A 24,032-nucleotide genomic window follows, 5' to 3' on the forward strand; every position below is an offset into this window, starting at 1 on the left:
GACAACGGCGCGGCACTCGATCCGGCCACCCCTCCGGCGCCTCTCCCATCGACCCTCCGGTCGGCCCCCGGCCGCGTGCGGGTGGCCGGGAGCGCGGTGAGACTGGGGGTGCCGCCGCGCCCGTGGCCCGAAGTGCGAGGCTCCAGACCGAAGGGGAACCGGTTCATGTCCCGCGACGTCGATCCGCCGGCCGGTCGTCCGGGCCCGAGCCGTCGGACCGTGCTGTTCGGCACGGCCGGGCTCGCCCTCGGCGCGTCCGCGTCCGCGTGCTCGTCCTCAGGGAGGCACGGGAGCGGTGGTGCGGGTTCCGCGTCGTCGGCCGCCGCGCTCCCCCGTGCCACGGTGTGGCGGCCGAACGGCTCGGACGTCCGACCCGATGTCAAACTGCGCGCCGTACAGCTCGTCGAGGCGCTCGGCACCTGGCGGCCCGGTGGCCGGGGCCCGGCGAAGGCCCGGGAGCGGACCGCCGCGCTGGGGCTGCCGCCCGGCCTCGCCGAGCAGGCGGGGCCGCTGCTGGCGGAGGCGGACGAATCCGTGGTGCAGGTCGTCGACGCGCAGTACGGCGGGATCCTGGACGACACGGCGAGCGTGCTCGTGGTCTGCCGCCGGTGGACGCGGACGGGAGACGGTCGCGTCACGCCGGGCGGTACGACCGTGGACGTACGGCTCGGCCGTGCCCGGCCGCGCTGGTCGGTCACGGCGCTCCACCCGGCCGCTCCCGGACCGGCCGCGGCCTCGCTGCCCGATCCGGCGCGGCGCGTGCTCGCCGACAGCCGCATCCGGTTGCCGCCGGCCGCCGAGGCGGACGTGCGCGGTGGCGGCGTCCACGACAGCGTGCTGCGGGCGTTGCTCGAACTCGCGGGCACCTACCGCATGGACGTCAGCGTCCTGCGCTCGGGCCACCCGATCGATGTCTTCGGCACCGACCGGCCCAGCGACCATCCGCCGGGCCGGGCTGTCGACGTCTGGCGGATCGACGACAAGGCCGTGGTGGACGGGGCGACGCCGCGCGGCCTGATCGAGTCCTTCATGCGTGACGCCGCGGCGGCCGGTGCGTACAACGTGGGCGGGCCGGTGCTGCCGGCGGGCGGGGCGCCCGGGCGCCCGTACTTCTCGGACGACACGCACCACGATCACGTGCACATCGGCTTCGACCGGTGAGCTTGCGCTGGAGCGCGCTCCAGCTCCTAGCGTCTGCCGCAGGACCTGACCGATTCGACCGGAGGGGGAACCCCCGTGCGGTACACACTGTTCGGCAAGACCGGACTGCGGGTGAGCGAGCTGAGCCTCGGCGCCATGGCCATCGGTGACGACTGGGGGTGGGGCGCCGCGAAGGACACCAGTGGCCGCATCGTCGACGCCTACGCCGAGGCGGGCGGCAATTTCATCGACACGGCCGACAACTACACCGACGGCAGCTCGGAGACGATCCTGGGCGAGCTGCTGGAGGGTCGCCGGGAGGAATTCGTCCTGGCCACGAAGTACAGCTGCGCGACGCGTAAGGGCGATGTGAACGCGGCGGGCAACCACCGCAAGAACCTCGTGCAGTCGGTGGAGGCGAGCCTCGGCCGGCTGCGGACGGACCGCGTCGACGTGCTCTGGGTGCACGCCCGGGACAACTTCACCCCGGTCGAGGAGGTCATGCGGGCTCTGGACGACCTCGTGCGGGCCGGGAAGGTGCTCTACATCGGCGTGTCCGACTGGCCGGCGTGGGAGATCGCGCAGGCGAACACGGTCGCGGAGCTGCGGGGGTGGACGTCGTTCGCGGGTTCGCAGATGCGGTACAACCTGCTGGAGCGGACCCCGGAGCGCGAACTGCTGCCGCAGGCGCGCGCCTTCGACCAGGCCGTACTGGCCTGGGCGCCGCTGGCGGCCGGCAAGCTGACGGGCAAGTACCGTCGCGGCGAGACGGGCCGGCTGGACACGGTCGGGGAGAACACGACCGGTGCCGGTGAGGAGGCGGTCGTCACCGCGGTGCTGGAGATCGCCGAGCAGGGCGGCTGGAGTCCGGCCCAAGTGGCCCTGGCGTGGCTCCGCGGCCGGCCCGGCAACGTGATCCCGATCGTCGCCGCCACGAAGGAGAGCCAGCTCGCCGACAATCTCGCGAGCGTGCGCGTCGCACTGGACGCCGACGCGGTCCGCCGGCTCGACGAGGTGAGCGCGGTGCCGCTGGGCTTCCCCCACGACTTCCTGCGCGAACCGGCCATCACGCAGAACGTCTACGGCGACCGCTGGCAGGCGATCGAGGACCGGCGCTCGACGTACCGCCGCACGACGACGGAGATCCGGTAACGGCGGGTTTCCCTCAGGGCGGGCGGAGTCTCCCGCACGCGCCCGGTGCCGCGAAACGGCTCGCGACGCGTGGGCGCCACGATGCATGATCGGACGATGACGCTCCGGCTCGTCTGCGTGCACATGATCGCGGAGTACGCGCGGCACAGCGGTCACGCCGATCTGGTGCGCGAGCGCGTCGACGGGCTCACAGGAGCGTGAGGGCGGATGGGGCCGCTGGGACGGGGCGCGGCATGATGGGGGCATGCGGACTCGACCTGTGCTCGTCTACGACGGTGACTGTGCTTTCTGCTCCACCTCGGTGGCGTTCGCCGAGCGGCGGGTGCGGCCCGATTGCGATGCCGTGCCCTGGCAGTTCGCGGATCTGGACGCACTCGGCACCACCCGGGAGCGCGCCGACCACGAGTTGTTGTGGATCACTCCGGTGGGCGCGGTGCACGGTGGTGCTCAGGCGGTCGCCAAGATGCTGCTGAGTGCCGGGCGGGGGTGGGCCGTCCTGGGGGCTTCGCTCACTCTGCCGCCGCTGCGCTGGATCGCCCACGGCGCGTACCGGCTCGTCGCCGACAACCGGGACCGCATGCCCGGCGGCACGCCGGCGTGTGCCCTGCCCGCCGAGCACCGGTCGCGTGCGCAGGGCGGCCCGCCGTCGGCCACCGCCTGATGCGCGCGGGGACGTCCGGTCGGATCGAGGCCGGGGCCGGCCTGGTGTTGCGTCGCTGGGCACCGTCGGACGCGGCCGCCGTGATGGACGCGTTCGCCGAGCCGGTCATGCGGTGGCAGGCGGCCGCGCCGGTCGACTCGGCCGGCGCGGCCGGGCGCTGGCTCGCGGCTCGCGCGGAGGAGTGGGACGCGGGTGCGGCGTTCGCGTTCGCGGTGGTCGACGGCGCCGACCGGGTGCTGGGGAACGTCGCGGTGGGCTCGGTGGAGCGCCGGCACGGCACGGGATGGGTCTCGTACTGGACGACCGCCTCGGCCCGTGGCCGCGGTGTGGCGACCGCCGGGTGCCGGGCACTGGCCGGCTGGGCCTTCGGCGATCTCGGCCTCTTCCGCCTGGAGTTGGGGCACCGGGTGGACAATCCGGCGTCGTGCCGGGTCGCGCGCGCCGCCGGGTTCGCGGCGGAGGGGCTCCAGCGGCAGAAGCTGGTGTACGACGGCGTACGCCACGACGTCGAGACGCACGCCCGGCTGGCCTGCGATCCCCTCCCCTAGCGCCCCGCGGCCGCCTCAGCTGCCCAGGGTCGTGCACATCGCCGACGGGCCGGGGAACTCCTCGGACAACGCGTCCATCAGCAGCACGTCCACCCGCTGACCGAGCCAGAAGCCGGACTTCCGCAGCCGCCCGGCCAGTTGGAAGCCCGCCTTGCCGAAGGCGGCGAGCCCCGCCCGGTTCGGTTCCAGCACCTTCAGCCAGGCCGTGCGCAGGGCCCCCAGGTTGAAGGCCCAGTCCAGTGTCAGACGCGTGGCCTCCTCCGCGTAGCGCTTGCCGCGCTGGGCCGGCGCGAGGACGATCGTGAACTCGGCCGACCGGGCGTCGGGGTCGATGCGCAGCACGGTGAGCCCGACGGGCTGCTTGTCCTTCAGGCGCACGATCTCGAACGGCGCGTGGTGGGGGTTGCCGCGCTGCCGGGCCCAGGCGGCGGCGCGTGCTTCGCCCGGTCGCGGGAACTGTTCGCCGCGGCCGAGGATCGTGGTGGGGTCGTTCTCCCACTGGTGGTACTCGGTCAGCGTCTCGTCACGGGGGACACCCAGGGCGAGCCGGTCGCCGGTGAGGAGGGGGTGCGGGCTGCTCATGTGAGGGCTTCCTTCCACGAAGCGGGCAGCGACAGGCGCCCGACCAAGCTTGGTGCCGCGCGGGCGCGGGAGCCATGGCGTCCATCGGATGATCACTCGCATGTGTGGTGGTCCGGCCGCGGTTCACCGCCGCCGGGCCTCGGCCGCTCCCCGCTGCCCCGGCCGGTCAGAGGCCGAGGTCGTCGAGTTCCTTGTGGAGGTCCGCCCGCGGGTGGCCGGCGCGTGCCGCCGGGATGTCGGCGGTCTTGGCACGGGTCGGCCGGTCGCGGAGGAGCCAGGCACCGGCGAGCCCGCCGACGAGACCGCCGAGGTGGGCGAGCCAGCTGATCCCGGCGGGCGCCCCGGGCACGGCTCCGGCGAGTGTGTAGGCGAAGGACGCCGCCATGACGATGCCGATGAGCGTGTCGATCAGGTGCCGGTCGACGAGGCCGCGGACCACGACGTGGGCGAAGTAGCCGAAGACCAGCCCGCTGGCGCCGACCGTGGCGACGTTGTCCCGCTCGAAGATCCACACCGCGAGCCCGCTCGTCACCGCGATCAGGAGGGTCAGCCCGAGGAAGCGGGCCACGCCGCGGTAGGCCGCGAGGAAGCCGAAGACGAACAGGGGGCCGGAGTTGCTCTCGATGTGTGCCCAGCTCCAGTGGAGGAGGGGCGCGGTGAGGATGGCGGGCAGGGTGGCCGGATCGCCGGAGCCGACGCCGTAGTCGTGGGAGAGGGTGTAGTCCCCGCCCCAGTTGGCCAGCTGTATCAGCCAGAGGACCGCCAGGAAACCGAACATCACGAGGAACGCCTTGCGCGCCTCCGCGAGCACTTCCTCCGCACCGGCCGCACCGATACGGGCCGGACTCCGGCTCACTGCCCCCACCACTCTTCACTCGTCATACGGTCCTCCCCGACGGCGGCCGGTGCCCCCGTCGGCTGCTCACCCTACGAAGCGTCGCCGCCGAGCAGCCAGGCGACCCGGGTGAGGCTCAGCTCGCGCAGCCGCGGCCGGTCCGTCCCCGCCGCGGCCAGCCCCCAGGCGGCGACCGTCAGGGTCCTGGCGGTGACGAGCAGGTCGAGGGCCGGGTCGTCCGGGCGCGCGCCGTAGGCCCGTACCGCCGTGTCGGCCCACTCGGCGTCGTAGCCGCCCTCTCCCGCCCCGAACACCCGCGAGCGCGCGACCAGGCATGCCAGGTCCCACAGGGCCGGGCCCGCGGTCACGTCCTCGAAGTCGGTCCAGACGACACCGCGCGGTGTGGCCATCACGTTGCCGGCGTGGGCGTCACCGTGCAGGGGCCGGCTCTCCAGCCCGAGGCCGGCCAGGGCGGTGGACGTCCGCTCGTACCGCTCGCGCAGGCGCGCGAGGGCGTCGCTCCCCAGGCCCGGGCCGGGGGCGAGCCCGTCGAGCCAGGCCCGGCTCTCTGCCAGGAGTCCCATGGCGGGAAGCGATTCGGGGAGGTCGCGCAGGTTGTCGTGGAGGCGGCGCAAGGACGTGCCGACGTCCGTCGGATCGAGGAACGCCGAGGGATCGTGGTGCTCCAGGCCGACGAGGATGAGCGCGTGCCCGTCGCGCAGGTACGGGCCCGGGGGCACCGTCGCCGGGAGGGCGACGGCGTCCCGGCCCGCGAGGTGCCGTATCGCCGCGACCTCCCGGCCCAGCCAGGCCGTGCCGCCGCCGCGCAGCTCACCCATCACCGTGGCCACGCGGGCCACGACGGGGTGGGGGGAGAGGTGGACGAGCAGATTGCTGAGTCTGCCGAGGATCTCCGGCCGGACGTCGCCCAGGCCCAGTTCGGCGGCGACGGCGACAGCGGCGGAGACGGCCGCTTCCTCGGAGGGGCGTGTCATGGGCCTGGCCTTTCGCGCGTGCTGGTGACGGGGGTTGACGATTATCGCCGCCCGCCGGCCGCGCCGGTCCCGTGGGGCGCTTCCCCGGGCCGGTCCGCGAAGCTCACCCGTACGTCGGCGGGCACGGCGCTGCCCGCCAGGCGCAGCCGGTGGCCGTGGCGCAGGACCGCGCCCAGGGGACCGTGGCCGGCGGGGGACGGGATGTGGCGCGCGTCGACGACGCGCGGGTGGACGGAGGTCAGGCGGGCCAGCCCCCGGGTCGTCAGCCAGAACGACATGGGCGGGAAGGCGAAGCCGCGGCAGCGCATCAGGCGGAGGCGGCTGAGGGCGATGGTCCACGGGGGAACCGTGTCGAAGACCAGGGTCCCGGACGGAAAGCGGTCGGCGCAGGCGCGTATGAGGGTCTCCACCTCGGAGCGGCGCAGGTAGGTGAACAGGCCCTGGGCCAGGACGAGCACCGGCCCGTCGTGCGGCCCGATGTGGTCCGCCCAGCGGAGGTCGAGTGCCGAACAGGCCACCGTGCGCTGGCGGTCGCCGTGCGGGAGCAGGGCACGCCGCAGGGCGACGACCTCCGGCAGGTCGACGGTCAGCCAGCGCAGCTGTCCGTTGTCCACACGCCAGAACTGGGTTTCCAGGCCCTCGCCGAGCGACACCACGGTGGCCCGTGGGTGCCGGACGAGGAAGCGCAGCACCTCCCGGTCGTAGAACCGGGCGCGCAGGGCCAGGTACTGGGACATCAGGGCGTTGGGCCGGCCGAACTTCCGCGCGAACGGGTAGTCGCACCGGTCGGCGGCGCTCACGGCCATCGGGTCGGGCAGCGCGCCGGGGGCCGCCCGGGCTCGTGCCGCACGGTGATGGAGAGCCCACAGCGCGGTCTCCGGCACGCCTTCCAGCGCCGGGCGTACGAGGGGGTGCCGACCCGGCGCGGGATCCTGGCGGACGGTCCTCGCTTCCGGCAGTCCGCCGGCGCCGTCCTTGTCACGAGGCATGTTCGTCCCTTTCCGCATGCGCGATGGTGAGGGTGGACCGGCGGCGGTTGTGCCGCGGCGTCCGGAGCGGGCCCTTCTCCGAGCCCGGCCACGGTGCCCCCGGTCGTGGCGACGGGATTTCCTGCCAAAGGGCTGAATGCCCAGAGGGCGTACGCGCATTCTCGGAACCGCCTCACCCACTCAGGTGAGCCGTTGTCCGTACGTCCCGGCGTCCGCGGCGTGCCTCCGGCAGGCGGAGAGCGCGAGAGGCGTGCTCGCCGGGTCCGGAATCATGTGCCGGTATACCGAAGATCCTCGCCCCACCGATGTTCAGCGGCGTCTTCGGAGGTCCACGTGACCGCCTGCGTGGCGCCTTCGTCGCCGCCCGGTCGGCTCGACGCGCCGGCGGCTGCCGCCTGACCGGAGGCGGCCCCGGACGCACCCGCGGATCCGGCGTCCAGGCACCGGAATTGACCCATCGTTCCGGCGCGGGAATGCACCATACCTCAGACCTATTCCGCTCCTAGAGTTCTCTGCATGACAGCGATTGAGATTCCCCAGCGCATGAACTTCGGCACCGTTGCCCCCAAGGTCTTCAAGGCCGTACTCGCCCTCGACGCCGCCGCCCGTGACGGCCTCGACCCCGTTCTCCTCGAACTCGTCCAGATCCGCGCCTCGCAGGTCAACCGTTGTGCGTACTGCATCGACTACCACACCGGTGACGCCCGCAAGGCCGGCGAGACCGAGGAGCGGATCTACCAGCTCAGCGCCTGGGAGGAGTCCAGCCTCTTCACCGCGAAGGAGCGGGCCGCGCTCGCGCTGACCGAGGCGGTCACGCGGCTGCCCGAGGGCGTTTCGGACGCCGTTTACGACGAGGCCGCCCAGCACTTCGAGGAGAAGGAACTGGCGCAGCTCATCGCGCTCATCTTCACCGTGAACGCCTGGAACCGGATGAACGTCACGACCCGCAAGACCCCCGGCACCGAGTAGGAATCGACCGCCCGGGATTCTTTGTGACACCTCCTGGTGACCGGCGTTCCGACGCCGGTCACCGAAGCCGTCCGTCGCGGTCGCGCCGGCCGCCGTGTGCGCTCCTCGCTGCGCCCGGGCCCTCCGTCGATCCGGCCGACCAGGTGAAGGGCGGCAACCCCGTCGCCCCGGTACTCGTTGAAGTGCCGTCATGAGGTTCCCGCTGCCGCTCCGTCACCGGCGCGCCGCCGCCCGTACGGCCCGGCCGCGTGCGCTCCGCCTGGTGGTGCCCTGCCTCGCCGCGCTCTGCGGATTCCTGCCTCCCGCACCGCCGCCCGCCGCGGGTCAGCCGCCGCGTGTCGTCTCCGTACGGCCTCTCACGGCGCTCGACGACGCGTTCAGGGCGTACGCCGAGCGTGTCCGGGCGCCGGATCACTGGACCGGCGGCGACAGTACGTACTCCGTGCCGATGGCCGACGGACGGCTGTGGGTCTTCTCCGACACCTTCCTCGGTACGGTACGGCCCGACGGCTCCCGCTCCCCCGTCGTCGAGGACGGTGGGACCACGCCGTTCGTCCACAACAGCTTCGTGCTGTGGAACCGCCGCGGGCCGCGCACCGTCACCGGACGGGACCGGTCCGGCCGTGCGGTGTCCCTCGTGGCGGGTGCCGGCCGCGACGAGTGGTGCTGGGCGCGGGCCGGGGTCCCCGACGGCCGGGGCGTCGCCGTCGTCTACGCCCGCTACGCGCGCACCGGGAGCGATCCCCTGGACGTGGCCTGGCGTGGCAATGTGCTGGCCCGCTTCCGCCCCGAGCGGCTCTCCCGGCCGCTGTCGCTCACGCCCCTGCCGTCGTCGGCGGGGGTTTCCTGGGGCGCCTGGCTGGAACGGCAGGGCGGCCACACCTACGTCTACGGCACCGAGCCGGCGGCCGGTGGTGGCAGCCACCTGCGCCTGGCCCGCGTTCCCGGCTCCGACCTGCGGGGTCCCTGGCGCTATCGGGCCGCCGACGGCACCTGGTCCGCGCGCGAGTCGCGTGCCGCCCGGCTGTCCGGGCCGGGCGGGGCCGCGCTGCGCGTCTCCGACGAGCTCAGCGTCGTCCGGCACGGCTCCTGGTACGCGCTGGTGACGCAGCGGGCGGACCGACCGTTCAGTCCGGACATCCAGCTGGCGTGGTCGCGCGCGCCCGGCGGTCCGTTCGGCCGGCCGCGCACGGTGTACCGGGCGCCGGAGGCCGGCCCGCTGGGTACGTACCGCGACCCGGACGTCTTCGCGTACAACCCGCACGAGCACCCCGGACTCGGGCGCCGGGGCGAACTCGTCCTCTCGTACAACGTCAACAGCCTCGTCCCCGACGACGTCATCCGCCGCGCGGGCATCTACCGGCCGCGTTTCCTGCGGGTCGGGCTGTCACCCGCCGTCCGGCCCGGTGAACGAAGCCCGCACCGATCCTGAACCGTGGGCGCCCCGGTCGCGTCTTGCAGGCTGTCCCCGGTTCGTGCCCCGGCCGGGGGCCCTCCCGGGCCGGTCGGCGGCCCGCGCGAGGCCGTGGGGGCAGGCCGGGTGGAGCAAGGGGCGGTAGTGAGCGAGATATGCGGGCCGGGGCCGGTGCTGCGGCCGCGCGGACTGGTGGATCTGCGGGGGCCGGGCGGGGCGCCCGGTGTCCTGTCGTATCCGGCGGGCGCCGTGGTGGTCGTCTCCGGCCTGCCGGGCAGCGGCAAGAGCACGTTGCTGCGGCGCTGGTCCGAGGCGGCGCCGGCGGTGGACCCCCGGGACGTCCACGTCGCGTGCGAGGCCGTGATGCCGGACCGGCTGCCGTACGCCGTGTACCGGCCCTGGGCGCGCTGGGAGCACTTCCGGTGGCTGCGGGCGGCGGTGCGCGAGGGCGGGGCTTTCCTGGTGCACGACTGCGGGAGCCGGGCCTGGATGCGGCGGTGGCTGGCGCGGACCGCGGGGCATCAGGGGCGCGAGCTGCATCTGGTGTTGCTGGACGTCGGGGCGGCCGAGGCCCTGGCGGGTCAGGAGGCGCGTGGCCGGTGGGCCCCCGAGCGCGTCTTCGCCCGGCACCGGCGGGGGCTCGACCGGCTGCTGCGGGAGCTGTCCGCGCATGCCGCGGCCGCCGGGGACGAGGCGCCGGTGTGCCCGGTTCCGAACGTCGTGGCGGAGGCGGCGTCGGTGGTGCTTCTCGGCCGGACCTCGCGGGAGCGGGTGGCGGCGGTGGAGTTCGGCCCGGACCGCGCCTGCCCGGCGGCTCCGCCGCAGGAGCCGTCCGGGGTGGCCGTTCCCTGAACCGCTCCGGCGTCCGGCCCGCTGTCAGCCGCCCGCGTTCGGCGGCCGGTTGTCCGGCGCGCCGTCGCCCACCGGCGGCAGGTCACCGCGCTCGGTCGGCCCGCTGCCGCCGCGCTCGCGCAACGGCGGCAGGAGGGCGTCCAGTTCCCGCTCGTCGCCGAGGTGGACGGAACGGGCGGCCGCGCGAAGGGTGTCGCGGTTCACGGTCTTCGCGTCGGAGCCGAGGCGTACGACGCGGCCGTCCTTGGCGAGGGCGTACTCATGGCCTTGGGCACCGGCGGCGGTGCGATACCAGCTGTCGCCGTCCCGCTCGCACATCACCTTTCCCTCCACGGCTCCCTGGAGCGACGCCGTGGGGCAGTTGGTCTCGTTCAGCGTGCCCCGGTCGACGGTGAGCGTGATGATGCCGCCGCTCTTGGAAACGTACGCGCTGGAGAACCCGTCGTCGCCGTGGACGCCGACGGACTGGCGGGCGGCCTCGAAGCCGGGCGCCTTGATCACGTAGATCATGTCCGTGGTGGTCTCGATGGCTCGCGCACGGGCCGCGAGGTCGGCCCGGTCCACGGTGGCCTTCCCGTGGGCGGGCCGCGCGTCCGGCGTACCGGAGCGTTCCGTACCGCATGCTGTCAGCGTCAGGGGCAGCAGCAGCGCGGCGGTGCCCAGTGATACGGACGAGGCTCGTCTCATACGAACATTGTGCCGCCCACGGGGACTCGGCCCACGGCCCGGGCTGCGGCGGTCCTGGTGGGGACGCGTCGCCGAGCCCGGGCCGAGGGGTTCACGCGTGGATGAGGATCTGCGATATCAGGGTTATCCACCACCCGAGGGGGATGAGGGCGACCAGGGCGACCGGCCGGGACGTGACCGGCTTCCCCGGCTGGAGTTGCGGCCCGGGCTGGCCGGGGACGGGCTCCGGCAGCTTGTTCAGCTTCGCGCGGGCGACGAGGTTGATGACGATGGTGATCGGGTTGATCAGCACCAGGGAGAACGGGCTCCACCAGCCCTGCCACAGGGTGCGGGTGGTCATGTCACGGAAGACCGAGGTGCCGCACGTACGGCAGAAGGGGCCCTCCAGGCGGGTGAAGCGCATCAGCAGGACGAGGCCCTGGTGGCTGCGGATCGTCGTGCTGACGGCGGGGAAGGCTCCGCAGAACCGGCAGAGGGTCTGCTGCGGTCCGCCCGCATGTGCGGGCGCGGGCGCGGCCGGCTGACCGTAACCCTGCGGCACATGCGGCACATGCGGCGAGGGCTGAGCCGGCGTCTGCCGGTAGGGGTTCTGCGGGTAGCCGGTGTGGGGGGTCTGGGGTTGTCCGTAGGCCGTGGCGGGCTGCCCGGGGTGGTTGCCGGGAGCGGGAGGGGTGGGTGTCGTCACGGGGTTCCTTGTTACGAGAGTGGCGGCTGTGGGGGGGGTGAGTGGGAAAGGTACCTGGTGGGGAGGGGGTACTCATGGGGCGGGGGAATGCCGTGGGTGGAACTGGATACTCGATGAACACTCGATGGGCACTCGATGGTTCGGATGCATCGCCTGTGTCGGATGTACCGGATGTCTCTATGCCGCAGGAGACCTCGGCGGCCGCCTCGCGCGGTCGGCGAGGTGAAGCCGGGACGGGAGGTGAGTACGGGGCGATGACGGTCGACGACGACCAGCTGCCGGTGCTCCGTAGTCTCGACGCCCTGGCCGGCCTGGTCGAGCAGAAGGACAACCTGTACGTGCGCTGGTCCCGCGGCCCCCGGCGCGATCTCGGCGAGGCGTCCAGCACCGACGAACTGACCGGGATCAGTCTGCCGGGACTCTCCGTGAACGCCCTCGACGTCGAGCCGTGGTGGCAGGGGCGGCCGGTCCGGCTCTGGGTGGCCCGGCGCCTGTACGACTACTGCCACCTTCGCGAACACAAAGGCCCCGAGGTGCGCCCCTGGGTCCTGCGTGCGCGGGCGATCGGCCGTGGCCCCGACAACGAACCGCTCGTACGCGACGTGACGCCGATCGCCTGGATCGACGGCCGCGTGATCGCCGAGGCGGAGGACGAGATCGCCCTTCAGCGGGGGCCGTGGGGGCCGTTGGACCGAAGCGCCGGCAGTGGTGGCGGTGGTGGAACCCGAGCTCGCTGAGTGCACCGTTGTTCCGCCCGGCCCGGAGGTCACCCGTTCGGCAGGCATGCTGTGGCTGCCGTAAGCGATCCGGACCACCGTGGAGAGGTCGTAGCGGCTCGGCGTGTGCCGTCTCCTGAGAGGTGCCCGTGGATCTCGATGCCGTCGCCGACGAGCTGTACGGGCTGCCCCCGGCGGAGTTCACGGCGTCCCGCGACCGACGCGCGGCCGAGGCGGGACGGTCCGGCGACCGCGCACTCGCCAAGAGCATCCGCGCTCTGCGACGCCCCACGCTGGCCGCCTGGGCCTGCAATCTCCTGGCCCGACAACGGCCCGAGGAAGTCGAGTTGCTGACCGCCCTCGGTGAGGGCCTGCGGCAGGCCCATCGGGAACTGGACGGCGCGCGGCTGCGCGAGCTGAGCCGCCGGCAGCGCGTCCTCGTCGACACGCTCGCCCGCCAGGCCGGGCAGCTGGCGGCCGAGGCGGGACAGCGGATCGGTGACAGCCCGCAGCGTGAGGTCGCGGCGACCCTGCACGCGGTCCTCGCCGACCCGCAGGCAGCCGAGGAATGGGCCGGAGGCCGGCTGGTCACCGCCCTGGCCTCGCCTGCCGGCTTCCCCGCCGTGGACAGCGGGACCGTGCGCCGCCTGCCGTCCGCACCGGATCGTGAGCGTGCCCCGGGCCGGGAAGCGACGGTGAGCGAACTGGACGCCGCCCGGGACCGGCGCCGGCAGCGCGAGGCGGAGGAGCGGGCCACGCGCGCCCGGCACGAAGCGCGGAAGGCGGAGCAGGAGCTCCATGCCCGCGAAGGGGAGCTGGACCGACGACGCGACGAGGCCGACGAGGCGCGACAGGCCCTGGCCGAAACCGAGCGCGGACTCGAAGACCTCGAACACCGGCTCAAGGACGCCCGGGCCCGGCACCGCGCTGCGGCCGAAAGGGCCCGGCAGACCGACCGAAGCCTCGAACAAGCGGAACAGGCGGCACGCGAGGCCCGACGTCGAACGGGCACGTCCACACCCGACGACGGCTCCTGAACCTGCCGAGCAGGGCGCCGGGGACTGGCGCGGTGGCTGACACCCCGTTTGGGTTCACCGGCGGCAAGAAGCCCGGAGACATCCAGGGCCAGGGCGAACAGGGCCTCTGGTTCGCCGTCGACGGCCAGGGCAAGAAGGTCACCACCCCGGTGGGCTGAGGGGCGGTGTCCCGGGAGGTGGGGCCTCCTGGGAGACCCCGCCTCCCGGGCGCGGCTCAGGCCGGGAGGTCGTCGACCGTCGGCGTGACCGTACCGAAGAGATCGGTGATCGTCGTCAGGGCGCCGGCCTTGAGGGCGGCCGCGTGGACGACGGTGCCGTCCGGGGCGGCGAGGGAGCGGGTGGCCGTGGCCTCGGCGACGACCGTGGGCCGGTAGCCGAGGTTGAAGGCGCCCTCGGCGGTGAACGTGACGCACATGTGTGTCATGAAGCCGACCAGGACGAGGTCGTCGCCCGCGCCGACGCCGAGCTCCGTCAGCGTCTTGGCCAGCTCCGTGTCGTGGAAGGAGTTCGGGAAATGCTTGACGACGATGGCCTCGCCGTCCACCGGGGCGACCTCGTCGCTGATGCGGCCGATCTCGGCGCGGATGTCGTACGGGGTGCCCTCGCCGCCGTCGTGGAGGATGTGGACGACCGGCGTCCCCGCGGCCCGGGCCCGCGCCAGCAGCCGGGCACCGGCGGCCAGGGCGGCCTCGGCGCCGTCGAGGGCCATGACGCCGGAGCGGTAGGTGTTCTGGAAGTCGATCATGATCAGTGTCGACTCGCTCAGCCGGGGCGGCTTGTTGTCCATGCCGGACACGTCGCGGAGCGTGGTGGAGGGGGCGATGGAGGTCATGAGAGGTCCTTTCCAGGTGGTGCGGTACATGAGGAAAAAGAGGAGAGACAGTCGGTCGGAAGGGAGCGGGCGCCGGGAATCCGGGCACGGCGAAGCCGCACGGCCGGCCGGTGTCCGCGTGGACGCGGCGGCCTGCGTTCAAGGCGTAGGGGATCGGGGCGGTACGGGCCGGAGGGATCAGGCGGTCGTCGTACGGAAGCGGCGGCGGTAGGCGGCAGGCGTGGTGGCGAGCTGCCGGCGGAACGCCCGGTGCAAGGTCTCCACCGAGCCGAGCCCGGCGGTGGCGGCGACCCGGTCGAGCGGGTGGTCGGTGCCCTCCAGCAGGCGGCGCGCCGCCTCGACCCGGGCGGCTTCGACGTAGGCGGCCGGGCTGGTGCCGGTCTCCTGGGTGAAGATCCGCGCGAAGTGCCGTTCGCTCAGGCACATCCGGAGCGCCAGGGCTCCCGCCGAGAGGTCCTCGCCGAGGTGGTCCGCGATCCACAGGCGCAGTTCGTCGATGTCCCGCCGGGAGGTGGCCGGGCCGGCCAGCGGCACGGAGAACTGGCTCTGCCCGCCCTGCCGTTTGAGGTACATCACCAGCTGCCGGGCCACCGCGAGCGCCACCTCCTCGCCGTGGTCCTCGGCCACCAGGGCCAGCGAGAGGTCCAGGCAGGCGCTGATCCCCGCCCCGGTCCAGAGCCGGCCCCGGTCCGCGCGGACGAAGATCGGGTCCGGGTCGACCGTGACGGCGGGGTGGTCGGCGGCCAGCTGGGCGGCGGTCGACCAGTGCGTGGTCGCCGTCCTCCCGTCCAGCAGACCGGCCGCCGCCAGCACATGGGCGCCCACGCACACCGACGCCACCCGCCGGGCGTGCGGCGCGGTGGCCCGTACCCACTCCACGACCTCCGGGTCGACGCGGGCCACCGGGCCGGAACCGCCTCGATCGACCGCGCCCGGCACCAGCAAGGTGTCCACCCGCGCGCCGACCTCCGCGAACGACAGATCGGCGCACAGCCGCACCCCCGCCGACGTCCGGACCTCGCCGGCTTGTGGCGCGGCGAGCCGGACGTCATAGCGGGCGCGGCCCTCGGTCTGCCGGTCGGCGAGGGCGAACACCTCGGCGGGGCCGGTGACGTCGAGGAGATCGACATCGGGGAAGACCGCGATGACGACACGGTGCGTAGTGGGCATGCGTCCATCGTCAGGGGATGAAGGCCATGGCCGCAATGACGGTTTCCTGTCACATCCGGACACGGGTTCCGGGCGGGCGGAGCGCCACCCCTGTCACCGCGCCCCCGTCGATGCCCATGTCACCGAGGCGCCGGCGTCGGACCCGCGGCAGGAGCACCAGCCGCGACCATGGCCGAGCGCGCGTTGACTGCCTGCCTCGATTCCGCGAGGCTCAGCCGGCGGCCCTCGACGCCGCACCCTTGAGCGCCACGGCCCTGACGTGGCAGTAGACCTCGGCCGGGTCGCTGTAGTAGCGCCACGGAAGGGCCCCCACATAGCCGTCCACCAGCCGGAACTGTTCCAAGGCGGCCTCATGGCGGCCCTGCTTGGTCAGGCAGTAGGCCAGCAGATGCCGGACCTCCGCGACCCTGGGGTGGCCCGGCCGCGCCACGGCGACATCCGCCAGGGCGGCCTCGGTCAGCGCCTTCATCTCCGGCCAGCCGTAGGCCTCGTCCGGCGCCTCGTCATCGTTGTGCTCGTACCAGCTGACCAGCGGGAACATCGTCAGCAAGCTGCCGCGCGGAGCCGCCGCCGCGGCCTGCGCGGCGAAGTCGCGGGCGAGTTCCATGGAGCCGCACCACTTCGCGCTCCAGTACTGGAGCGCGTACCAGTGTGCCTCGTAGTGGTACGGGGCGCGGGCGGTGACCTCGGCCCACAGCTGGCGCAGCGCCTCGTGCGGGGCGCTCAGGCCCTTGTACAGCGGGATCTGCAGGAGGTATGGGGTGGGGTCGCCGGGCTGGGCCAGGGACGCGGCCCGGGCGAAGTCCTCCCTGGCCTCCCGCAGCACCCGGTGGAAGCCGGCGAACCGCTCGGCGGAGGTGTCCTTGGCCCAGCCCCCGCCACGGATCTTCCAGGCCAGCGACACCTTCGCGTCCGCGTGGACCACGGCCGCGTCCGGGTCGTCGGGGCGCGCGGCCTGCCAGGCCCGCAGCCAGGTGTCGTCCTCGGCCGCCCGCGCCGCGACAACCCCGACGAGGTAGGAACGGCGTTCCCAGTCGGTGCCCGCCGCGGCGAGCGCCTGGGCGGCGGGCTGCCACTCGCCCCGGGAAAGGGCCGCCAGCACGGCTTCCGCTTCGGGGTCCGGGTACGCCCGGTCCGTGCTCTGGCGCTCCGGCGGCAGCAGGCTCGCACCGATTTCGGCGGCGAGTCCCTCCGCGCGCTTGGCGCGCTGCCTGGACCGCAGCCAGAAGAAGAGCATGACTGCGATGACGATGAGCGGGAGGATCCCGGACATGGGCTTCTACGGTCCGATCAGTCGTGAGTTCATGGATTCGTGGATTTACGGATTTACAGAGTGTGGATCCGTGGATCCGTGGATTCGTGGATTCGTGGATTCGTGGATTCGTGGATTCGTGGATTCGTGGATTCGTGGATTCGTGGATTCGTGGGTTCAGCGAGCGAGGAGCGTGCGCAGCGGCGCGGTGTCCGTGGCGTCCGCGGTGGCTGCCCGTACCGCAGCCGCCAGCGCCTCCTCCGTCTCACCGGAGTGCGCGGCCCCCGGCAGCCGCAGCCGCACCCGCTCGGACCAGGAGAGCTCCCAGTACGCCCCGGCCTTCTCCACCAGGGCCAGCTCCGCCAGTCCGTACGTCCCGGCCTCCAGCGCCGGCCGCAGGAATTCCCGCGCCGCCCGACCTGTCGCCTCTGCCGCCTCCGGCGACTTGGGCAGGTGCCCCGCGACCAGCCACAGCCGTCCCGCGTCGGCGGAGTCCAGCAGGGCCGTGAGGTCGCCCGAGGCGCTGCCCGAGGCGACCCCCGCCGTGGCCAGTGCCGTTCGCAGCGGCCCGGCGGCCTCCCTCGCCAGCGCGTGCATCCCCCTGTGCGCCAGTTCGGGCCATTCCGCCCGCTCCATGGCCAGTGCCTCCGGTGTGAGGAGGACGTCCTCCAGCTCCGCCAGCACCCGCCCGGCATCGCGCAGCAGCACCAGCGCGGGCCGCGCCGGGTCCGCCCCACGGCCGTCGTCGGGCTGCGCCTCGATCAGCCGCACCCGCTCGGCCACCGGAGGGTGCGAGTCGTACGGGGACTCCTCGTCGGCCGGCAGTTCGCCGCGCAACTCCGCCAGGGCGGACCGGCGCCGGGGGTCGGCGAGCAGGTGGCGCAGACCGCCGAAGACCTCACCGCGCGGGGGAAGGAGGCCCGCCTCGACGCCCAGCAGGGCGTACCGGCTCTGGTAGAAGTCGTGGGCGGCGTCGAGCACCGCGATCTCCCGCAGCGCCGAGGCCGTGGCGTCCCGGCCCGCGACCCGGACCGCCATCCGGTCGGCGGCGAGCTCCTGCTGCCGGCCGACGCCGCTGGTGACCCGCAGGTAGAACCGCGCGTACGCCTGGAAAGGCTTGGCCATCAGGCGGTACCGGAACCCGACGCCTCGGGTGTCCACGCCCTTTGCCTTCTTGCCCCTGCGCAGCCGCCTGGCGGCCGCTTTCTCCTGCCGGGACCGCTCCTTGCCGATCCGCTTCCCCTCCTGCTCCTGGAAGGCCGCCACAGTCCGTAGCACGCAGTCGCGGCCTCGCCAGGTGATGCCCGCGAGGCGGGTGTCCGCGTTGCCGTAGTGGCCCAGCTCATGGGCGATCACCGAGTGCAGCTGCGACTCGCTCAGGCCGGTCAGCAGCGGCACGCCGAGGTACAGGCGGCGCCGTCCGGGCAACAGGCCCAGCAGCCGGGCGTCCTCGGAGACCGCCGCGTTCACCTCCCCGGTGAGGAGGATCCCGTCAGGCGCACGGGTCCCGGAGCGCTCGGCCAACGCCCGCACCGTCCCCCACAGTTCGGGCTGATCGAGCTCGGTGACCGGCAGCGCTTCCTGCTCGTCCCCGGTGCCCGCGCCCAGCGTGAAGACGCCCCGCAGGACCGGGTAACCCAGCAAGGCGGAGATGACGGTCACCTTGATCGCGACCGGGGGCGGCGCCCAGATCCAGACCGCGATGTCGGCCCCGACGAGTACGCCGAGCACGACGAGAGCGACCAGGTAGAAGCCGGCCAGCAAGACCAACGCGCGCACCGCGCGCGGAGAGGTGCCCACAGAACAGAGTCCCCCGCATGAAGAAGAATAAGAGCGAGGTGATCATATGTGCGAATCGCGCACGGATCGGATCATTTTCGCCGGATGCCGAACGGCCCCTGGCCTGGAGCAGGGCGATGATCGGGCGCTTCCCCCCGGGCGGCGGGGGCGCATGCTCGTCCGGCGGGACGGAGCGCCGGTCGCCGCCCGCAGCGCGCGTCCGTCCGTCAGCCGCGCCAGCTGGACGAGGCCGACGCCGACCACGATGACGCGCGACGCGGTGGTCGAGAGCCTGCGGCCCACGCGGGCGCCGATCCGTCCGCCGGCCGTCGCCCCGGTCGCGAGCGGCAGCACCGCGGTCCACTCGACGTGAGCCGTGCAGGAGAGAGGAGCGCCGAGACAGTGTCGTCGCCATCTCCCCGGAAGCTGTGAACGGTGAGGCGCCCGCTGACGTCTCGCCGGTCCGGCGGTGTCAGCCCGTGGACAGGGAGCCGGCCGTCTCCTTGAGGGCGTCGAGGACGGGACGGATGAGGGGGTGGTCCTCGGCGCCCCGGCGGACCGCGGCGAAGACGCGGCGGGTGGCGGTCCGGCCCTCGACGGGGCGGACGACGGTGTCCTTGAGCTCGATGCCGCGCAGGGCCGAGCGGGGTACGAGAGCCACTCCGGCGCCCGCGCCGGCCAGGGCGACCACGGCGCGGAAGTCGTCGGAGGAGTGCGCCAGGCGCGGCTGGAACCCGGCGAGTTCGCAGGCCAGGACCATGACGTCATGGCAGGGGTTGCCGGGGTAAGGGCCGACCCAGTCGCTGTCGGCGAGGGCCTCGAGGCGGATGTGGGGTTCCTGCGCGAGGGGGTGGGAGGCGCGCAGGACGGCGTCGAAGGGTTCGGCGTAGAGGGGGACCCGGGCCAGGCGTTGGTCGTCCTCCCGGGGCGCCCCACGGTATTCGACGGCGAGGGCGACGTCGGCACCGCCGTCGAGGACCAGGAGCAGGCTCTCGTCGCCTTCGGCGTCGCGCACGCGCAAGCGGATGCCGGGGTGGCGGTCGGCGAGGAGGGTGACGACGGGGGCGAGGACTTCGGCGATACCGGTGGCGAAGGCCGCGACGGTGAGCTCGCCCGCGGTGCCGCCGGCGTACGCGGCCAGTTCCGCTTCGGCGCGTTCCAGCTGCGCGAGGACCTCGTGGGCGTGGGTGAGGAGGATCTCGCCGGGTGCGGTCAGGCGTACGCCGCGGCCGCTGCGGGTGAGCAGGGCGTGGCCGGTCTCCTGTTCCAGCGCTGCGAGCTGCTGGGAGACGGCCGAGGGGGTCAGGTACAGGGCCGCAGCCGCGGCGGTCACCGTGCGGTGGTCCGCCACGGCGCGCAGGATGCGCAGCCGCCGGGGGTCGATCACCCGGCTATTTTGCCAGGGATCGCGCGGGTCCCGGCCCAGGGCGCGGCCGCGCCGCAGGGTGTACGGGTGGGCGCGGCCGGGCGCGTATCCGGGCCGGTGGCCGGGGTCGGATCAGGGTCCGGTCCCGGGGTCCTGTGCGGGTGGGCCCGGGAGCGGCCCGTGCGTGGGGCCGCTCCCGGGGGCCGCCGGCGTCAGCCCTTGAGGGCTTCGCGGGCGTCGACGAACGCGGCCACGGCCCGCTCGACGTCGGCCGTGGAGTGGGCCGCGGAGAGCTGGACGCGGATGCGGGCGGCGCCCATGGGGACGACGGGGTAGGAGAAGCCGATGACGTACACCCCGCGCTCCAGAAGGAGTTCGGCCAGACGGGCGGCCTCGGCGGCGTCGCCGATCATGACGGGGGCGATGGCGTGGTCGCCCGGCAGGATCTCGAAGCCGGCCTCGGTCATCTTGGTGCGGAAGAGCGCGGTGTTGGCGTTCAGGCGCTCGCGCAGGTCTCCGGCGGACTCCAGGAGGTCGAGGACCTTCAGGGAGGCGGCCGCGATGACGGGGGCGAGGGAGTTGGAGAAGAGGTACGGGCGCGAGCGCTGGCGCAGCAGGGCGACGATCTCGGCGCGGGCGGCGACGTAGCCGCCCGAGGCGCCGCCGAGGGCCTTGCCGAGGGTGCCGGTGATGATGTCGACGCGGTCCATGACGCCGTGGAGCTCGGGGGTGCCGCGGCCGCCGGGGCCGACGAAGCCGACGGCGTGGGAGTCGTCGACCATGACCATGGCGTCGTACCGGTCGGCGAGGTCGCAGATCTCGCGCAGAGGGGCGACGTAGCCGTCCATGGAGAAGACGCCGTCGGTGACGATGAGGCGGCGGCGGGCGTCCTGGGTGTCCTTGAGCTGCTGCTCCAGGTCGGCGAGGTCGCGGTTGGCGTAGCGGTGGCGGCGGGCCTTGGACAGGCGGATGCCGTCGATGATGCTGGCGTGGTTGAGGGCGTCGGAGATGACGGCGTCCTCGGGGCCGAGGATGGTCTCGAAGACGCCGCCGTTGGCGTCGAAGCAGGAGGAGTAGAGGATCGTGTCCTCCTGGCCGAGGAAGGCCGACAGGCGTGCTTCGAGTTCCTTGTGGACGTCCTGGGTGCCGCAGATGAAGCGGACGGAGGCCAGGCCGTAGCCCCAGCGGTCGAGAGCGTCCTTGGCGGCGCCGATGATCTCGGGGTGGTCGGCGAGGCCGAGGTAGTTGTTGGCGCAGAAGTTCAGGACCTCGCCCGGGGCGCCACCGGCCGTGACGTGGACGGAGGCGCTCTGCGGGGTGCCGATGACGCGCTCGGGCTTGAAGAGGCCGGCCTCGCGGATCTCGTCGAGGGTGGCGCGGAGGTCGTCACGGACGGACTTGTACATGCGGGGGCTCCTTGGAGAGGGAGGAAGAAGGGGGGCGGCGGTGCCGCCGACCGGACGGATGACGGGCTGCCGGACGGTGTTCCGGCGACCGGGCGGCCTTTGATGCCTGCCGGCGCCGCCGGTCAGGCGGTCGGCGGTCAGGCGGTCAGGCGGTCAGGCGGTCAGGCGGTCAGGCGGTCAGGCGGTCCAGTCGAGGATGATCTTGCCGCTGCGGGCGGTGGCGGCCTCGTCGAAGGCCGCGTCGAAGTCCTTGTAGGAGTACTTGCCGGTGATCACGGGGCTGAGGTCCAGGCCGCTTTCGAGGAGGACGGTCATCGCGTACCACGTCTCGTACATCTCGCGGCCGTAGATGCCCTTGACGGTGATCATCGAGGTGACGATCTTGGCCCAGTCGACGGGGAACTCCTGGGCGGGCAGGCCCAGCATGGCGATCCGGCCGCCGTGCGTCATGTTGTCGATCATGTCGCGCATGGCCTCGGGGCGACCGGACATCTCCAGGCCGATGTCGAAGCCCTCGCGCAGGCCCAGTTGGCGCTGGGCATCGGCGATCTTGGCCTCGGCGACGTTGAGGGCGAGGGTCGCACCGGCCTTGCGTGCCAGCTCCAGGCGGGGCTCGCTGACGTCGGTGATGACGACGTTGCGGGCACCGGCGTGGCGGGCCACGGCCACCGCCATGATGCCGATCGGGCCCGCGCCCGTGATCAGGACGTCCTCGCCCACCAGAGGGAAGGAGAGGGCCGTGTGGACGGCGTTGCCGAACGGGTCGAAGATCGCGGCGACGTCGAGGTCGACGGGCGTGCGGTGCACCCAGACGTTGGAGGCGGGCAGGGCGACGTACTCGGCGAACGCACCGTCGCGGCCCACGCCGAGGCCGACCGTGCTGCGGCACACGTGGCGGCGGCCGGCCAGACAGTTGCGGCACTTCCCGCACACCAGGTGGCCCTCACCGCTGACCATGTCGCCGACCGCGATGTCACGGACGTCCGCGCCGACGGTCGCGACCTCGCCGACGAACTCGTGACCGAGGACCCGGGGAGTGCTGACCGCTCCCTGGGCCCAGCCGTCCCAGGAACGGATGTGCAGGTCGGTGCCGCAGATACCGGTGCGCAGCACCTTGATCAGGACGTCATCAGAGCCGACCTCGGGCTCGGGAACGTCCATGAGCCACAGCCCGGGCTCGGCCTTGTGCTTGACGAGTGCCTTCATGAAATGCCGCTCCAGGCGTGGTGGGGTGCTGACCGAGCGCTGACGGGCCGACGGGCTGCCGCCGGGGCGGGCCGCTGCGGCAATCCTTTGCGCGCACCAATGTGCCGATTCGCGGCCGCCAAGTCCATCGAGGTTTTCTTAAGCGCGGCAACAGCGGAGCTTCACGCGGGGAGCGGTCCGTCGGGAAGCCAACCTGCAGAGCGAGAAGCCACCGCGTTCACGGGGAGGAGGAGTCACATGTTCGTCACTGCGGCCACGCTGGCGAGCGGGCCTGTCGGCCGTCGCGCCGGATTCCCGGGAGGCCGAGGCGACTGAGCGGCACGGCTCCCACCGGGCTGTCCGCCAAGCGGACACTCATGGGTGCGGCACCCGGCAAGCTGTGACATGCGCGGGGCGGCAGCCGGCGGGCGGCGCTCCGGCCCACCACACAGGCAGGTGCGGTACATGACGAGGCGGAGGTGGGTGCGGCCGGGTGCCGGCAGGTCAGGCCGGCAAGTCGCCCCTCCGATGGCCGAGCCGAGCAGGTCGGGCCAGGAGGCCGCCCCATTGAACGTGATCGTCACCGCGGTGAGCATCCGCGCGATGTGACGCAGCAGCGGGAAGGGGAAGTCGACCTAGTGTCCTGAGTCGGAGATTCGTCGGCAGTAAGCGGCGACTTTGTCGAGGATCTCGTCGGCGGTCTTCGTCCAGACGAACGGCCTGGGGTGTTGGTTCCAGTCGGTGAGCCAGGCCCGGATGTCGCGTTCAAGGGCCTGGACCGAGCGGTGGACCCCGCGCCGGAGCTTCTTCGTGGTGAGCTTGGCGAACCACCGCTCCACCAGGTTCAGCCAGGACGAACCGGTTGGGGTGAAGTGCAGGTGGAACCGAGGATGTGCCGCCAGCCACTGCTTGACCGCCGGGACCTTGTGCGTGACGTAGTTGTCCAGGATCAGATGGACCTCAAGGCCGGCCGGGACCTCCTTGTCGAGCTTGGCGAGGAACTTTTTGAACTCCAGCGCGCGGTGGCGGCGGTGGAGTGAGCCGATGACCTTGCCGGTCGCGGTGTCCAGGGCGGCGAACAAGGTCGTGGTGCCCGCGCGCACGTAGTCGTGACTGCGGTGTTCGGGCACCCCGGGCATCATCGGCAGCACTGGCTGGGACCGGTCCAGTGCCTGGATCTGTGACTTCTCATCCACACACAGCACCAGAGCCCGCTCCGGAGGATCCATATACAGCCCGACCACGTCGCGGACCTTGTCGATGAACAGCGGGTCCCTGGACAGCTTGAACGTCTCGGCCCGGTGCGGCTGGAGAGCGAACGCCCGCCAGATCCGCGAAATCGCCGACTGGGACATCCCGGTCGCCGCGGCCATCGACCGCGTCGACCAATGCGTGGCGTCCTTCGGCGTCTCCTCCAGCGTCTTCACGATCACGCGTTCCACGTCGGCATCGGTGATCTTGCGCGGGACACCCGGACGTGGCTCGTCGCACAGACCGTCAAGCCGGCGTTCCAGGAAGCGACGGCGCCAGGCCCGAACGGTGTCCGTAGTGACGCCCAGCCGCCGGGCGACCTCGGCGATCGCACGACCGTCCGCGCTCTCCAGAACGATCCGCGACCGTAACACCAACGACTGGGCACTCGAACGACGACGCACCCACGACTGCAACATCACCCGCTCGGCATCACTCAGCACCACCGGCGGGATCTTCGGTCCAGGACGACTCACACCAAACCAACGACGAATCTCCGACTCAGGACACTAAATGATGTCCCGTAAGC

General features: G+C 73.0%; 24 protein-coding genes and 1 pseudogene. 11 read left to right on the forward strand and 14 right to left on the reverse strand.

Going from position 1 to position 24,032, the window contains the following annotated elements; all coding sequences use genetic code 11:
* Positions 1 to 165: 165 nt before the first annotated feature.
* From J7E86_RS00925 to J7E86_RS00945, 5 genes and pseudogenes are all read left to right on the forward strand, one after another.
* Positions 166 to 1,161: a hypothetical protein gene (locus J7E86_RS00925; protein ID WP_215078690.1), complete on the forward strand. Its 996-nt coding sequence runs from the start codon at positions 166 to 168 to the stop codon at positions 1,159 to 1,161.
* A gap of 75 nt (positions 1,162 to 1,236) precedes the next feature.
* Entirely contained in the window at positions 1,237 to 2,292 is a 1,056-nt protein-coding gene (locus J7E86_RS00930; RefSeq protein ID WP_215078706.1) for an aldo/keto reductase, read from the forward strand.
* A gap of 87 nt (positions 2,293 to 2,379) precedes the next feature.
* A pseudogene (locus J7E86_RS00935) lies at positions 2,380 to 2,493 on the forward strand (DUF664 domain-containing protein); the annotation flags it as partial.
* A 43-nt stretch (positions 2,494 to 2,536) separates the two neighbouring features.
* Complete coding sequence (locus J7E86_RS00940) at positions 2,537 to 2,953, forward strand: thiol-disulfide oxidoreductase DCC family protein (RefSeq protein WP_215078708.1); 417 nt, start codon at positions 2,537 to 2,539, stop codon at positions 2,951 to 2,953.
* Entirely contained in the window at positions 2,953 to 3,501 is a 549-nt protein-coding gene (locus tag J7E86_RS00945; protein WP_215078710.1) for a GNAT family N-acetyltransferase, read from the forward strand. The genes J7E86_RS00940 and J7E86_RS00945 overlap by 1 nt, the downstream gene beginning before the upstream one ends.
* A gap of 15 nt (positions 3,502 to 3,516) precedes the next feature.
* On the opposite strand, the gene J7E86_RS00950 is transcribed toward J7E86_RS00945, so the two are convergent.
* From J7E86_RS00950 to J7E86_RS00965, 4 genes are all read right to left on the reverse strand, one after another.
* A complete protein-coding gene (locus J7E86_RS00950) occupies positions 3,517 to 4,083 on the reverse strand; it encodes a GNAT family N-acetyltransferase (protein ID WP_215078712.1) in 567 nt (188 codons plus the stop codon).
* Positions 4,084 to 4,249: 166 nt separating this feature from the next.
* Positions 4,250 to 4,939, reverse strand: coding sequence for a rhomboid family intramembrane serine protease (locus tag J7E86_RS00955; protein ID WP_308312424.1), 690 nt, complete (start codon positions 4,937 to 4,939; stop codon positions 4,250 to 4,252).
* Positions 4,940 to 5,010: 71 nt separating this feature from the next.
* A complete protein-coding gene (locus J7E86_RS00960; RefSeq protein ID WP_215078714.1) occupies positions 5,011 to 5,913 on the reverse strand; it encodes a phosphotransferase family protein in 903 nt (300 codons plus the stop codon).
* A gap of 41 nt (positions 5,914 to 5,954) precedes the next feature.
* Positions 5,955 to 6,902, reverse strand: a complete 948-nt coding sequence (locus tag J7E86_RS00965; protein ID WP_215078716.1) for a class I SAM-dependent methyltransferase — start codon at positions 6,900 to 6,902, stop codon at positions 5,955 to 5,957.
* 543 nt (positions 6,903 to 7,445) lie between these two features.
* On the opposite strand from J7E86_RS00965, the gene J7E86_RS00970 reads away from it, so the two are divergent.
* The 3 genes from J7E86_RS00970 (at position 7,446) to J7E86_RS00980 (ending at position 10,137) form a co-directional block, all read left to right on the forward strand.
* Positions 7,446 to 7,871 (forward strand): carboxymuconolactone decarboxylase family protein, encoded by a 426-nt coding sequence (locus J7E86_RS00970; protein WP_215078753.1) that lies wholly within the window; start codon positions 7,446 to 7,448, stop codon positions 7,869 to 7,871.
* Between the two features lie 190 nt (positions 7,872 to 8,061).
* Complete coding sequence (locus J7E86_RS00975; protein WP_215078718.1) at positions 8,062 to 9,303, forward strand: hypothetical protein; 1,242 nt, start codon at positions 8,062 to 8,064, stop codon at positions 9,301 to 9,303.
* Between the two features lie 126 nt (positions 9,304 to 9,429).
* The gene (locus J7E86_RS00980) at positions 9,430 to 10,137 is read left to right on the forward strand and encodes an AAA family ATPase (protein WP_308312425.1); all 708 of its coding nucleotides are present in this window, start codon (positions 9,430 to 9,432) and stop codon (positions 10,135 to 10,137) included.
* Between the two features lie 24 nt (positions 10,138 to 10,161).
* On the opposite strand, the gene J7E86_RS00985 is transcribed toward J7E86_RS00980, so the two are convergent.
* Positions 10,162 to 10,824 (reverse strand): hypothetical protein, encoded by a 663-nt coding sequence (locus J7E86_RS00985; protein ID WP_215078720.1) that lies wholly within the window; start codon positions 10,822 to 10,824, stop codon positions 10,162 to 10,164.
* Positions 10,825 to 10,915: 91 nt separating this feature from the next.
* Positions 10,916 to 11,509 (reverse strand): hypothetical protein, encoded by a 594-nt coding sequence (locus tag J7E86_RS30625; RefSeq protein ID WP_251018490.1) that lies wholly within the window; start codon positions 11,507 to 11,509, stop codon positions 10,916 to 10,918.
* Positions 11,510 to 11,763: 254 nt separating this feature from the next.
* Here J7E86_RS30625 and J7E86_RS00995 point away from each other — a divergent pair, with 254 nt between their 5' ends.
* From J7E86_RS00995 to J7E86_RS31505, 3 genes are all read left to right on the forward strand, one after another.
* Entirely contained in the window at positions 11,764 to 12,246 is a 483-nt protein-coding gene (locus J7E86_RS00995; RefSeq protein WP_215078722.1) for a DUF6098 family protein, read from the forward strand.
* Between the two features lie 128 nt (positions 12,247 to 12,374).
* A complete protein-coding gene (locus J7E86_RS01000; RefSeq protein WP_215078725.1) occupies positions 12,375 to 13,262 on the forward strand; it encodes a hypothetical protein in 888 nt (295 codons plus the stop codon).
* A 32-nt stretch (positions 13,263 to 13,294) separates the two neighbouring features.
* A complete protein-coding gene (locus tag J7E86_RS31505) occupies positions 13,295 to 13,420 on the forward strand; it encodes a hypothetical protein (protein ID WP_285439618.1) in 126 nt (41 codons plus the stop codon).
* A 56-nt stretch (positions 13,421 to 13,476) separates the two neighbouring features.
* Here J7E86_RS31505 and J7E86_RS01005 read toward each other — a convergent pair whose 3' ends face one another.
* From J7E86_RS01005 to J7E86_RS01040, 8 genes are all read right to left on the reverse strand, one after another.
* The gene (locus J7E86_RS01005) at positions 13,477 to 14,094 is read right to left on the reverse strand and encodes an isochorismatase family protein (protein ID WP_215078727.1); all 618 of its coding nucleotides are present in this window, start codon (positions 14,092 to 14,094) and stop codon (positions 13,477 to 13,479) included.
* Between the two features lie 177 nt (positions 14,095 to 14,271).
* The gene (locus J7E86_RS01010) at positions 14,272 to 15,264 is read right to left on the reverse strand and encodes a GlxA family transcriptional regulator (protein WP_215078728.1); all 993 of its coding nucleotides are present in this window, start codon (positions 15,262 to 15,264) and stop codon (positions 14,272 to 14,274) included.
* A 211-nt stretch (positions 15,265 to 15,475) separates the two neighbouring features.
* Positions 15,476 to 16,537: a DUF4034 domain-containing protein gene (locus J7E86_RS01015; RefSeq protein WP_215078730.1), complete on the reverse strand. Its 1,062-nt coding sequence runs from the start codon at positions 16,535 to 16,537 to the stop codon at positions 15,476 to 15,478.
* Positions 16,538 to 16,693: 156 nt separating this feature from the next.
* Entirely contained in the window at positions 16,694 to 18,295 is a 1,602-nt protein-coding gene (locus J7E86_RS01020; RefSeq protein WP_308312426.1) for a M48 family metalloprotease, read from the reverse strand.
* Between the two features lie 472 nt (positions 18,296 to 18,767).
* On the reverse strand, positions 18,768 to 19,682 hold the full coding sequence (locus J7E86_RS01025) for a LysR family transcriptional regulator (RefSeq protein ID WP_215078740.1): 915 nt from the start codon (positions 19,680 to 19,682) through the stop codon (positions 18,768 to 18,770).
* Positions 19,683 to 19,873: 191 nt separating this feature from the next.
* The gene (locus J7E86_RS01030; protein WP_215078742.1) at positions 19,874 to 21,067 is read right to left on the reverse strand and encodes a glycine C-acetyltransferase; all 1,194 of its coding nucleotides are present in this window, start codon (positions 21,065 to 21,067) and stop codon (positions 19,874 to 19,876) included.
* A gap of 177 nt (positions 21,068 to 21,244) precedes the next feature.
* The gene (tdh, locus tag J7E86_RS01035; RefSeq protein WP_215078743.1) at positions 21,245 to 22,273 is read right to left on the reverse strand and encodes an L-threonine 3-dehydrogenase; all 1,029 of its coding nucleotides are present in this window, start codon (positions 22,271 to 22,273) and stop codon (positions 21,245 to 21,247) included.
* A gap of 614 nt (positions 22,274 to 22,887) precedes the next feature.
* Positions 22,888 to 23,922 (reverse strand): IS630 family transposase, encoded by a 1,035-nt coding sequence (locus tag J7E86_RS01040; protein WP_215078758.1) that lies wholly within the window; start codon positions 23,920 to 23,922, stop codon positions 22,888 to 22,890.
* Between the last annotated feature and the right edge of the window lie 110 nt (positions 23,923 to 24,032).

The organism is Streptomyces sp. ISL-11 (assembly GCF_018614525.1).
In the GTDB taxonomy this organism is placed as follows: domain Bacteria; phylum Actinomycetota; class Actinomycetes; order Streptomycetales; family Streptomycetaceae; genus Streptomyces.